The organism is Nonomuraea jiangxiensis, from assembly GCF_900099965.1.
GTDB lineage: Bacteria > Actinomycetota > Actinomycetes > Streptosporangiales > Streptosporangiaceae > Nonomuraea > Nonomuraea jiangxiensis.
This window is the reverse complement of the sequence record NZ_FNDJ01000014.1, coordinates 116,129-128,305: the sequence shown is the minus strand read 5'-3', so window position 1 is coordinate 128,305 and position 12,177 is coordinate 116,129. Positions and strand designations below refer to the sequence as shown.

Sequence of the window (12,177 nt, the reverse complement as noted above, 5' to 3'; positions counted from 1 at the left end):
CGCCCCGAGGCCCGCGCCGGGCGACTCGTGCACTTTGCGGGCCGAGGGCGGGGTGTTACGCGTCCGGCTCCACCTCAGCATGGGGTCCTGAGGCGGTCAGGCCGCGTGCTGGGCCTGGGCGGGCAGGCGCACGGCGCCTTCCTCCAGGGCGTACTCCTCCAGCATGCCGCGCAGTTGGCGGCGGCCGCGGTGCAGGCGGGACATGACCGTGCCGATGGGGGTGCCCATCCGCTCGGCGATCTCCTTGTAGGCGAAGCCCTCGACGTCGGCGAGGTAGACGGCCACGCGGAAGTCCTCGGGGAGGGAGCGCAGGGCGTTCATGACGACGTTGTCGGGGAGCCGGTCGAGTGCCTCGGTCTCGGCCGACCGCAGGCCCGTGGAGCTGTGCGACTCCGCGGCGTGCAACTGCCAGTCCTCGATGTCCTCCGCCGTGGACAGTTTGGGCGAGCGCTGCTTCTTGCGGTAGTCGTTAATGAAGTTGTTGGTGAGGATCCGGTGCAGCCACGCCTTGAGGTTGGTGCCCTCACGGAACTGATGGTAAGACGTATACGCCTTCGCCACCGTCTCCTGCACCAGGTCCTCCGCGTCGGCGGCGTTACGGGTGAGGCGCATGGCGGAAGCGAAAAGCTGCGACGTCACGGGCACGACGTCGCGCTCGAACCAGTCCTGACGCTGCTCATCGGTCATAGTGATCAATTCATTTCCCCCTTGCGCTTTCCCCCCGTTTCGGCACAAAGCCGCCTGACGGCGGTTCCATCATGGCAAATCCCAGCTAAGGGACGCGTTAGACGGTTCGCCTTGGCCAGAAGGGAGGGCATCGTCCTACTGCTCGCGGCGTGCATGGCTATGGTCACGTCCACGGCCGGACAAGTCTCAGTATCATAACACTAACCACCCAATTTTGCTGTAATAGTGGCGAGAGTCACACACATTGGCGTAAAGGATCGGGGTTCCCTGACCATCACAGACGCGGGTACGCCGCCGGAACCGCCGCCGCGCCATGCATCCGCATGTCTTTTCCGCTGCCCTCGTACTGGGGAGTAAACCTCTACCTGGTAGACGCGCGGACGTACCCGGCGGGTTCACTGCAACATCGGTCCGATGCTCGTTTGTTCCCGCACGGGCGTCCGCGCCGATCGTTTCGGGCCGATCGTTCGGGCCGATCGTTTCGGCCGATCGTCAGGAGGCGGGTCTGGCCGGGTCCACGGAGAAGAAGCCGGCCACGTCGTCCAGCATCGCGTGCGCCCCCTGGATGCCCACCGCGCTCATCCACGTCAGGTCGCTCACCTCGTGCTTCTCCCCCTTGAGGCGGCCCCACAGCGGGTTGTTCACGAACTTCTCCTTGGGACCGTCGGTGGACGGGTCCGGATAGGTCGCGACAAAGATCTGGTCCGCGTCCAGTTCCGCGATACGTTCCTGGCTCACGTCCACCGCGATGGCCGCCGGGTCGGTCGGCTGGTCCGCGGGGCGCGGGAAGCCGACGTCCTTGAGCACGACGCCCGAGTACGAGTTCTCGACGTACAGCCGCGTGGTCGGCTCGCCCGCGAACCGCACGACCGAGATCGTCGGCAGCTTGCCGTCCTTCTCCTTGATCTCCGTACCGATCGCGGCTGCCCGCTCCTCGAACTCCTTGATCCTGGTGTCCGCGAGCTGCTCCTTGCCCAGGGCCTGGCCCATGAGCCGGAGGTTCTCCTTCCAGATGGCCCCGGTGGTCTCACTGAAGACGGTGGGCGCGATCTTCGAGAGCCGGTCGTACAGCGCCTCGTGGCGGACCTTGGCCGAGACGATCAGGTCCGGCTTGAGCGCCATGATGCGTTCCAGGCTCGGCTCCTCCAAGGTGCCGACGGAGGTGGCCTCCTTGCCGTACCGCTCGACCGCCGGCCCGAGGTAGTCGGGCAACTTGGTCTCGATCGACCGGTACGTCGTGTAGCCCACCACCGGTGTCTCCAGCGTGAGCACGGCGTCCACGAAACTCTGGTCGAGCGCCACCACGCGCTTCGGCTGGGACGAGATCACCGTCGTGCCCATCGCGTGCTTGACGGTCCTGAAGGCGGCGGCGCCGGTCGCCGGTCCGGCCGCGGGCTGCGCGGAGCCGCAGGCGGTGAGCCCCGCCACCAGGAGGGAACCGGCCAGTACGAGTAACGCCCTCATGTGATCCCTTTCACGGAACTTAGGTAACCCTAAATAAGGTTAGCCCTGCCTAAGCTGGCATACTGCAGCGTGATCCGGCAAACGTGAGGAGGAAACGGGTGAGTGCGACCACCCTGGCGCCGCGCCTCCACGGCATCCGTCACCGCCGGATCACCGTCCTGTTAGCGCTGCTCGCCGCCGTCGTGGTGGCGGTCGTCCTGAGCGTGACGATCGGCTCCAAGCCCGTGCCGCTCGGGGACGCCTGGCACGCGCTCACCGCCCCCACCGGCACCGAGAACGACCTCGTCATCCGCTCCCTCCGCCTGCCGAGGACCGTCCTGGGAGTGCTCGCCGGGATCGCGCTCGGCGTGGCGGGCGCTCTCATGCAGGGCCACACCCGTAACCCGCTCGCCGACCCCGGGCTGCTCGGCGTCACGCAGGGTGCCGCGTTCGCGATGGTGTCCTCGATCATCCTGCTCGGCGTCTCCAACCTGCTCGTCTACATCTGGTTCGGGCTGGCCGGGGCGCTGGTGGCGAGCGTGGCGGTGTTCGCGCTCGGCATGGCGGGCGGCAGGGGCGGGCCGACCCCGGTCACGCTCGCGCTGGCGGGCACCGCCGTGAGCGCCCTGCTGGCCGCCCTCACCTCGGCCGTCGTGCTGCTGGATGAGCAGGCGATGGACGTGTTCCGCTTCTGGCAGGCGGGCTCGATCTCGGCCAGGGGCGCCGACGTGGTGTGGCAGGTGGCGCCGTTCATCCTGGCCGGGCTGGTGCTGGCCATGGTGAACGCTCCCGGGCTCAACGCCCTGTCCCTCGGCGAGGACGTCGCCCGCAGCCTCGGCCAGAACATCATGTGGACCCGCACCATCGGCGTCGCCGCGGTCACCCTGCTCTCGGGCGCGGCCGTGGCCGCCTGCGGCTCGCTGGCGTTCATCGGGCTGATCGTGCCGCACCTGGCCCGCCCGCTGTCGGGTCCCGACCACCGGTGGCTGCTGCCGTACTCGGGGCTGATCGGCGCCGGGCTGCTGCTGCTCGCCGACGTGATCGGCCGCGTGGTGGCCCCGCCGGGAGAGCTGGAGGTCGGCGTGGTGCTCGCGCTCATGGGCGCCCCCTTCTTCGTCGCCCTGGTCCGCCGCAGGAAGCCGGTACGTCTGTGACCACCACCCTCCCCCTGCGCACCCGCGGTCTTTCCTGGCGCGTACGCGTACGCGGCGTGGCCGTCGCCCTCATCGGCCTCCTCCTGCTCGCCCTGCTCATGGCCCTGAACATGCGCCTCGGTGACATCCAGATGTCGCTGGCGGAGGTGGTCTCCGGCGCGTTCGACGTCCACAGCCCGGCCCACTTCGTCATCATGGAGCTGCGCCTGCCCCGCGCGCTCACCGGCGCCCTGGTCGGGGCCGCGCTCGCGCTGTCCGGGGCGATCATCCAGTCCATCGCCCGCAACCCCCTGGCCAGCCCCGAGATCCTCGGCGTCACCACCGGCGCCTCGGTCACGGTCGTGGCCGGCGTGGTCGCCAGCGGCAGCGTGACCGGCGGCACGAGCGGCCTGCTGACCAGCCTCGGCATCCCCGCCCTGGCCCTGGTCGGCGGCCTGATCGGCGCGGCCGTCGTGTACGGCCTGGCCTGGCGGCGCGGCCTGGACGGCTACCGCCTGGTGCTGGTCGGCATCGGCGTGTCCGCCGTGTTCACCAACGTCAAGTTCTGGCTGCTGACCATCGGCGACGTGACCGACACCGGCCGCGCCATGGTCTGGATCACCGGCTCGCTCAACAGCCGCGGCTGGGAGCACGTGACGCCCACGGCGCTGGCCCTGGCCGTACTGGTGCCGCTGGCCCTGCTCGGCACCCGCTCGCTGGACGCCCTGCGCTTCGGCGACGACACGGTCACCGCCCTCGGCGTGCGGGTGAACCCGGCCCGCGCCCTGATGATCCTCTCCGCAGTGCTGCTGTCCGCCGTGGCCACCGCCGCGGCGGGCCCGATCGCGTTCGTCGCGCTGGCCTCGCCCCAGATCGCGCTCCGGCTGACCCGCTCCGCCCACCCGCCGCTGCTGTGCTCGGCGATCATCGGCGCCGTGCTCACCACCGCCGCCGACCTGGTCGCCAGGACCGCGTTCTCCCCCATCGAACTGCCCGTCGGCATCGTCACCGCCGTCCTGGGCGCCCCCTACCTGATCCACCTGATCTGGAGGTCACGCAAATGAGACTGCAGGCCGCCGCCGTCAAGCTCGGGTACGGGGACAACGTCATCGTCGACGGCCTCGACCTGGGCATCGAGGCGGGCACGGTGACCACCATCATCGGGCCGAACGGCTGCGGCAAGTCCACCCTCCTGCGCGCCCTGGGCCGGCTGCTCAAGCCCCAGGGCGGTGAGGTGCTGCTGGACGGCAAGCGCATCGACCGGATCCCCACCCGTGAGGTGGCCAAGATCCTCGGCGTGCTCCCCCAGGCGCCCGTCGCCCCCGAGGGCCTGACCGTGGCCGACCTCGTGGGCCGGGGCAGGCATCCGCACCAGACCTGGTACCGGCAGTGGTCGTCGGACGACGAGGGCGCGGTCGCCGCGGCGCTGGCCATGACGGGCCTGGCGGACCTGGCCGAACGGCCGCTGGACGAGCTGTCGGGCGGGCAGCGGCAGCGGGCGTGGATCTCCATGGCCCTGGCGCAGGGCACGGACCTGCTGCTGCTCGACGAGCCGACGACGTTCCTGGACCTGGCCCACCAGGTGGAGGTACTGGAGCTCGTACGGCACCTGCACCAGGAGGCGGGCCGCACGGTCGTCATGGTGCTGCACGACCTCAACCTGGCCGCCCGCTACGCCGACCGGCTGGTGGCCATGCGCGCCGGGCGGGTGATCGCCTCCGGCACCCCGCACGAGGTGCTGACCGAGGAGCTGCTGCGCGAGGTGTTCGAGCTGGACGCCAAGGTCATCCCTGACCCGGTGGCCGGCACGCCGCTGGTCGTGCCGATCGGCCGGCCGCACCACGCTCACAGCGCGGCCAGCGCCTCCGAGATCTCGTAGTCCCCCGGCGCCAGCTCCGCGGCCCTGACCAGGTCGTCCCTGGCCTGCTCCGCGCGGCCCGCCTCCCGGTGCACCACCGCCCGGTTGAACAGCAGCTCGGCCGTCTCCCCCAGCTTGATCGCCCGGGTCAGGTCGGCCACCGCGCCCTCGTCGTCACCGCGCTCGAACGCCAGCTCGCCCCGGGCCGCCCAGGCCACCGCCAGGTCGGGGTTGAGCTCCAGGGCCGCGTCGAAGGCGGCCCGCGCCTCGGGATGGTGCCCGTCGGCCAGCTCGACCTGCCCCAGCACGCACAGCAGGTAGGGACTGCGGGGCTCGATGCGCATCCCCCGCTCCACGTCCCGCCTGGCCGCGGCGTGCTCGCCGACGGCCACGAGGATGCCGGAGCGGTTGACGTAGGCGGGCACGAACTCCGGGTCCAGCTCCAGCGTGTGGTCCAGGTCGGCCCGCGCGCCCGCGATGTCCCCCTCGGCGAAGCGCAGCTCCGCCCGGTTGTAGTACGCCTCGGGGAACGGCGGGCTGAGCCGCATCACGCTCTCGTAGTCGGCCAGCGCCTCGTCCCCGCGGCCGAGCTGGTTGAGCAGGTTGCCGCGTTCCAGGTAGTAGTCCGGGTAGCCGGGGTCCAGCTCGATCGCGGTGGTGTAGTCGGCCAGCGCCTGCCGCGTGTCCCCCGCGCCGGCCAGCAGCTGGGCCCGGTTGGCATGGAGCACCAGCCGGTGCACGGGGTGCTCGTCGGCCAGGTGGCGCTCGGCCAGGTCGAGGGACTGCTGGACGAGCTCCAGCGCGGCCTCGGGGCGGCCTCTGCGCAGCTCGACCAGGGCCTTGCCGTTGAGGTCGAAGCCCAGGTGGAAGGCGCGTTCGCGGGGGTCGGGCAGCAGGCCGGCGATGGTGATCGCCTCGTTGATCCAGGCCAGGGCCTGGTCGGGGTCGCGCCGGGCCGGGTCGTGGTGGCGTACGAGGAGCATGGCCGTGCCGTAGGCGATGGTCGCGCGGTGCTTGGGGTCGGTGCTCACCCGCCGCGCCCTGTCGTAGAGCTCGCGGGCCTCGTCCTCGCGCTCGACGGCCTCCAGCGCGGCCGCGACCCGCTGCACGAGCAGCCGCCACCCCTCGGGATCGGCCTCGTACGCCAGCCCGCGCAGCGCCTCCAGCCCCGACTCCGCCATGGCGTGGTGGAACCCCTCGTCGCGGAACCGGTCGAAGTCCGCGACGAGCGGCCCGCCACCGGTCGCCGACGGCCCTTCGGCGATCTCCAGCAGGCCGGGCCCGACCCTCCTGCGCAGCACCTCGACCAGCTCGGCGTCGGTGTGGTCGGCCTCGGCCAGGTTCGCCACGGTCACGGCCAGCGGCGCGGTGCGGCTCAGGTGCTCGCGGACGAACTCGGCCAGCCCGTTGGCGATCCGCAGGCTGCGCCGGGCGCCGGGGATCAGGATGCGCTGCGCCCTGGGCAGCTCGTCGGCCAGCGACCTCCTGCGCACGGGCACGACGTCCCGCAGCCCGGGGGCGGCGGTGCGGAGCTCGATGTCGTATGCGGCGGCCAGCTCGGGCCAGCGTTCCAGTGCCTCGGGGACGAGGTGGCCGAGCAGGGCGGCGGCTAGCGTGTAGGGTCCGCCGATCCGGCGGTGGGCGTCAAGGACGATGGACTTCACGCCTGGAACCCTCCTTCCGTGGCCGACGCCTCGTGCGAGACGCCGGCCTACACGAGGAATCAGGCCGTGTGTCGCGGTGCGGCCGCCGCCGTGGGGCGGACCGTTCCCGGGCGATGTACAACGATCTTCTTCATCGGCATCCCTTCGCTTCTCAGAGGGGGATCAGGCGATCTCGGATGACCGATACATGGCAGCACAGGGCAGGTCGTCGATCAAGTTTGCACCGGTAAGGGATCTTTCCCCAGGCGTTTGGCACGGTCCGTAATGTCCCGAAAATCGCCTTACTGTCAGTCGTCACTGTCAGTCGCGCCGCTGTCAGTCGCCCAGGATCGCGTCCACGAAGACCTCGGGATCGAACGGCGCCAGGTCGTCGGGTCCCTCGCCCAGCCCCACGAGCTTGACCGGGACGCCCAGCTCCCGCTGCACCGAGATCACGATGCCGCCCTTGGCGGTGCCGTCGAGCTTGGTCAGCGCGATGCCGGTGATGTTGACCACCTCGCCGAACACCTGGGCCTGGCGCATGCCGTTCTGGCCGGTGGTGGCGTCGAGGACGAGCAGCACCTCGTCGACCGTGGCCTTCTTCTCGATGACCCGCTTGACCTTGCCCAGCTCGTCCATGAGCCCGGTCTTGGTGTGCAGGCGGCCCGCCGTGTCGACGATGACCGCGTCGACCTTCTCCTCGATGCCCCGGGCGGTCGCGTCGAACGCCACGGAGGCCGGGTCGCTGCCCTCGGGGCCGCGCACCACGTCGGCGCCCACCCGCTCGCCCCAGGTCTGGAGCTGGTCGGCGGCCGCCGCGCGGAACGTGTCGGCCGCCCCGAGCACGACCTTCTTGCCGTCGCCGACGAGCGCGCGGGCGAGCTTGCCGGTGGTGGTGGTCTTGCCGGTGCCGTTGACGCCCACGACGAGCACGACCGCGGGCCGGTCGCCGTGCTTCTGCACCCGCAGCGTGCGGTCGAGGTCGGGGTTGACCTGGGCGAGCAGCTGCTCGCGCAGCAGCTTGCGCACCTCCTCGGGGGTGCGGGTGCCCAGCACCTTGACCTTGGTGCGCAGCTCCTCGACCATGACGCGGGTCGGCGAGACGCCCACGTCGGCGGTGATCAGGTTTTCCTCGATCTCGTCCCACACCTCGTCGTCGAGCCGGTCACGGGAGAGCAGCTCCAGCAGCCCGCGCCCGAAGGCGCTCTGCGAGCGCGCCAATCGCGAGCGCAGCCGCACCATCCGGCCCGCGGACGGCGGTGGCACCTCGACCTCGGGCGGCGCCACGACGGCGGGCGTGACGGGCACCGCGGGCGGCGGCAGCGTGGTGGTCGCGCCCTCGCCCTCCTCGCCCGCCCCGGCGGGCCGCTTCTCCTCGGGAAGCGTGGGCGGCTCGGGCGGCTTGACCGGTGGGGCCGCCTTGCGACCCGGCCTGAAGAGCAGGAAGAGACCGCCGGCCGCCAGCAGGGCGACGACGGCCACGATCACGATGACGCCGAGGTAACCATCCACAAGATGCCAGTTTTCCAGATCGACCGGCATGGTCATGCCCAAGCCCACACCGATCAGGCGAGTCGCGTCCCACGGAACGCCCTGATCAGGCGACCCTCCCCCACCGCACAGGCCACCCGAGCCCCGGCGCCCCTGCCGGTCAGGCCGACTCGCGCTCCCGCAGACGCTGGCTGACCACCTGTGTCACGCCGTCACCGCGCATCGACACGCCGTAGAGCGCGTCGGCGATCTCCATCGTGCGCTTGTTGTGGGTGATCACGATGAGCTGCGAGCTCTGCCGCAACTCCTCGAACAACGTCAGCAGCCGCTGCGTGTTCGTGTCGTCGAGCGCGGCCTCGACCTCGTCCATCACGTAGAACGGCGAGGGCCGCGCCTTGAAGATGGAGATCAGGAACGCCACCGCGGTCAGCGAGCGCTCGCCGCCCGACAGCAGCGACAGCCGCTTGACCTTCTTGCCCGGCGGCCTGGCCTCGACCTCGATGCCGGTGGTCAGCATGTCGGCGGGCTCGGTGAGCACCAGCCGCCCGTCCCCGCCGGGGAAGACCCTGGTGAAGATCTGCTCGAACTCGCGGGCCACGTCCTCGTACGCCGAGGCGAACATCTGCTCGACCCGGTCGTCCACCTCCTTGACCACGGTCAGCAGGTCGCGCCGGGTCTTCTTGAGGTCTTCGAGCTGCGAGTTGAGGAACGCGTGCCGCTCCTCCAGCGCCGCGAACTCCTCCAGCGCCAGCGGGTTGACCTTGCCGAGCTGGTTCATCTGGCGCTCGGCCGCCCGCGCCCGCTTCTCCTGCTCCTCGCGCACGTAGGGGGTGGGCGGATCGCCGGGCACCGGGGCGTCGGGGCCGTATTCGGAGATCAGGGTCTCGGTCTCCACCCCGAACTCCTCCAGCGCCCGCTGCTCCAACTGCTCCAGCCGCAGCCGCTGCTCAGTACGGGCGACCTCGCTCCCGTGCACCCGGTTGACCAGCTTGTCCAGCTCCTGGCCGAGCTCGCGGACGCGCAGGCGTACCTGCTTGAGCTCGGCGTCCACCGCGACCCTGGCCAGGTCGGCCTCGTCACGCTCCCTGGCGGCGAGCTGGACGGACGTCGCGAGCGCCCTGAGCACCTGCTTGGCGCCCTTGCTGACGGCCTCGGCGACCGCCGCCTGCCGGCGGCGCCTGGCGCGCTGAGCGGCCGCCTGAGCGCGTTCCTGGCGCTCGCGGGCCGCTGCCCGCAGCAGGCCGTCGGCGCGGCCCTCGATGCCCTTCACGCGCTCCTCGGCGGTGCGCACCTGGAGGCGGGAGTCCATCTCGCGCTGCCTGGCGGCCTCGCAGGCGCTCGCCAGGTCGTCGCGGAGGTCGGTGGTCGGCTCGGACTCCAGCTCCTGGGCGTATTCGGCCTCGGCCAGCCGGATCTCCAGCTCGGCCAGCTCCTCCTGGCCCTCCGCGCGGGCCTCCTCGGCCTTGGTGACGCTGCCGGTCAGGCGTTCGGCCTCGTCGCGGGCGGCGTTGGCGGCGGCTTCGAGCTGGGCCAGGCGCTTGGCGGCCGCGGCGGTGCGCTGGTCGGCCTCCCGCTGGCGGCCTCTGACCTGGTCGAGCGCGCCCTGGGCGGCGCTCACCCCGGCCTGGGCGGTGGTGACGGCGGTCTGCGCCTCGTTGACGTGGGCCTGCGCGGCCTCCAGGGCCGCCTGCGCGTCCTGCTCCTGGCTCACTGCCTCCTCCAGGGCGGCGGCGGTCTCCTCGGAGCGCGCCTCGGCGGCCTCCAGGTCGCTGACGGCCTCGTCCAGCGCCGCCCTGACCTGCAGCACGGAGGTCCCGCCCGCCGCGCCGCCGCTGGCGACGTGCGCGCCCACCAGATCGCCGTCCGTGGTGACGGCCCTCAGCCCGGGGTGCCGGTCGACCAGCTCCCGCGCGCCGTCGAGATCGGCCACGACGACGACGTCCGCCAGCACGTGGTCGAGAGCGGGCCGCAGGTGCTCCGGCACGGTGACCAGGTCGGCCGCCCACCGGCTCCCCTCGGGCGCCGCCGCCCGCACGCGGGAGACCCCGTCGGGGAACGCCTGCTTTCCTTCGCCGCCCGCCCCCAGGGCCCCGGTGTGGTCGTCGTCCGCGCCGCCCGCGACCGCCACCAGGAGGGTGGCCTGGCCCGCGGCGCGGTCACGCAGCAGGTCGAGTGCCTCGACGGCCACGTCAAGGGTCTTGACCGTGATGGCCTCGGCGATGGGGCCCAGCACCGCCGCCACCGCCGGCTCGGCCCCCGGGGTGACCTGCATCGAGGCCGCCAGCGGGCCGAGCACCCCGGCCAGGTCGGCCTCCAGCAGTGCCGCGCCGCCGTCGCCCTTGGCCAGGCCCAGCTCCAGCGCGTCGCGGCGGGCGACCAGGGCGGCCACCGAGCGCTGGGCCTCCTGGTCGGCGGCGCGGGCCGTGCTCATCCCCGCCTTGGCGGCCTGCAGCGCGGCCCTGGGCCCGGCCAGCGCCGACTTGGCCTCCTCCGCCGCCGCCCGCGCCTCGTCGGCGGCCGCTCTGGCCTCCTCGACCAGGGCCTGGGCGGTGGCCAGCTCCTCGGCGAGCGCGGGATCGACGGCGGGCTCCGACAGCCGCTCCGCCTCCAGGTCCTGCCTGGCCTGCCGCTCGCGCTCGGCCGCGTCGGACACGGCCTGCCGGAGCCGGCCGATCTCCTCCTCGGCGGCGCGGGAGCGGCTGCGTACGGAGTCCACCTGGCCGCGCAGCTTGGCCAGGCCCTCGCGGCGGTCGGCGGCGGCCCTGGCGGCCAGCGCGAGCCTTCGCTCCTCGGCGCCCAGCTCGGCCTCGGCCTCGGTGCGCCGCTCCATCGCCGCTTCGAGCAGCTCGTGCGCCTGTTCGAGCTCGGCCTTGAGCATCTCCTCCCGCTCGCGCACCTCGGCGGCCTCGCGTTCGAGGTCCTCCGGGTCGCGGCCGCGGCGTTCGATCGCGGCGGCGTCGAGCGCGTGCCGGTGCCGCTCGGCGGCGAGCTGCTCCAGGCCGGTGATGCGCTCGCGCAGGGACGACAGCCGGAAGTAGGTCTCCTGAGCCGCGCCGAGCCGCGGCTGCGCCTCGGCCTCGGCGGCCTCCAGCGCGCTCTCGCGCTGCTGGCCCTCGGCCAGCTCGGCCTCCACCTGGGCGCGCCTGGCCATGATCGCGGCCTCGTCGGCGGCCTCGCGCTCCAGCGTCGTACGCAGGATGCCCACGTCGTCGGCCAGCAGCCGGAGCCTGGCGTCGCGCAGGTCTGCCTGGATGACGGCGGCCTTGCGGGCGATCTCGGCCTGCCGGCCCAGCGGCTTGAGCTGGCGGCGCAGCTCGGTGGCGAGATCCTGGACCCGGGTCAGGTTGGCCTGCATGGCGTCGAGCTTGCGAAGCGCCTTCTCCTTGCGCTTGCGATGCTTGAGAACACCAGCGGCCTCTTCGATGAACGCCCGCCGGTCCTCGGGCCCCGCGTGCAGCACGGCGTCGAGCTGGCCCTGCCCGACGATCACGTGCATCTCGCGGCCGATGCCCGAGTCGGACAGCAGCTCCTGGATGTCGAGCAGGCGGCAAGTGTCGCCGTTGATCGCGTATTCGCTCTGCCCCGACCGGAACATCAGCCGGCTGATCGTGACCTCGGTGTAGTCGATCGGCAACGCGCCGTCGGAGTTGTCGATGGTCAGCGTCACCTCGGCGCGCCCGAGCGGTGGCCTGGAGGAGGTGCCGGCGAAGATGACGTCCTCCATCTTGCCGCCGCGCAGCGACTTGGCGCTGTGCTCGCCCATGACCCAGGCGAGGGCGTCGACGACGTTGGACTTGCCGGAGCCGTTGGGGCCGACCACGCAGGTGATGCCGGGCTCGAAACGCAGGGCGGTGGCCGAGGCGAAGGACTTGAATCCGCGCAGGGTGAGGGTCTTCAAATACAAGCGCGACCCCTTCCTGCC

At 72.1% G+C, this 12,177-nt stretch carries 8 protein-coding genes; 3 read left to right on the top strand and 5 right to left on the bottom strand.

Going from position 1 to position 12,177, the window contains the following annotated elements; all coding sequences use genetic code 11:
• Positions 1-96: 96 nt before the first annotated feature.
• Together BLS95_RS29525 and BLS95_RS29520 are read right to left on the bottom strand one after the other, a co-directional pair.
• A complete protein-coding gene (locus BLS95_RS29525) occupies positions 97-687 on the bottom strand; it encodes a sigma-70 family RNA polymerase sigma factor (RefSeq protein WP_090938450.1) in 591 nt (196 codons plus the stop codon).
• Between the two features lie 492 nt (positions 688-1,179).
• Complete coding sequence (locus tag BLS95_RS29520; RefSeq protein ID WP_090938447.1) at positions 1,180-2,151, bottom strand: ABC transporter substrate-binding protein; 972 nt, start codon at positions 2,149-2,151, stop codon at positions 1,180-1,182.
• A 98-nt stretch (positions 2,152-2,249) separates the two neighbouring features.
• Here BLS95_RS29520 and BLS95_RS29515 point away from each other — a divergent pair, with 98 nt between their 5' ends.
• The 3 genes from BLS95_RS29515 to BLS95_RS29505 are packed head-to-tail and all read left to right on the top strand — an operon-like array spanning position 2,250 to position 5,142.
• Positions 2,250-3,284 (top strand): FecCD family ABC transporter permease, encoded by a 1,035-nt coding sequence (locus BLS95_RS29515; RefSeq protein ID WP_245765358.1) that lies wholly within the window; start codon positions 2,250-2,252, stop codon positions 3,282-3,284.
• Positions 3,281-4,327, top strand: a complete 1,047-nt coding sequence (locus tag BLS95_RS29510; RefSeq protein ID WP_245765357.1) for a FecCD family ABC transporter permease — start codon at positions 3,281-3,283, stop codon at positions 4,325-4,327. Before BLS95_RS29515 ends, BLS95_RS29510 begins: the two co-directional genes overlap by 4 nt.
• Positions 4,324-5,142 carry an ABC transporter ATP-binding protein gene (locus BLS95_RS29505; RefSeq protein WP_090938444.1) on the top strand — a complete coding sequence of 273 codons (819 nt, stop codon included), beginning with the start codon at positions 4,324-4,326 and terminating at the stop codon, positions 5,140-5,142. Before BLS95_RS29510 ends, BLS95_RS29505 begins: the two co-directional genes overlap by 4 nt.
• Here the strand turns inward: BLS95_RS29505 and BLS95_RS29500 are convergent.
• The 3 genes from BLS95_RS29500 to smc form a co-directional block, all read right to left on the bottom strand.
• Entirely contained in the window at positions 5,109-6,785 is a 1,677-nt protein-coding gene (locus BLS95_RS29500) for a tetratricopeptide repeat protein (RefSeq protein ID WP_090938441.1), read from the bottom strand. The two genes, BLS95_RS29505 and BLS95_RS29500, sit on opposite strands and share 34 nt — an antisense overlap.
• 315 nt (positions 6,786-7,100) lie before the next feature.
• Positions 7,101-8,312: a signal recognition particle-docking protein FtsY gene (gene ftsY / locus BLS95_RS29495; RefSeq protein ID WP_425434756.1), complete on the bottom strand. Its 1,212-nt coding sequence runs from the start codon at positions 8,310-8,312 to the stop codon at positions 7,101-7,103.
• 103 nt (positions 8,313-8,415) lie between these two features.
• Complete coding sequence (gene smc / locus BLS95_RS29490) at positions 8,416-12,159, bottom strand: chromosome segregation protein SMC (RefSeq protein ID WP_090938438.1); 3,744 nt, start codon at positions 12,157-12,159, stop codon at positions 8,416-8,418.
• Positions 12,160-12,177 lie beyond the last annotated feature (18 nt).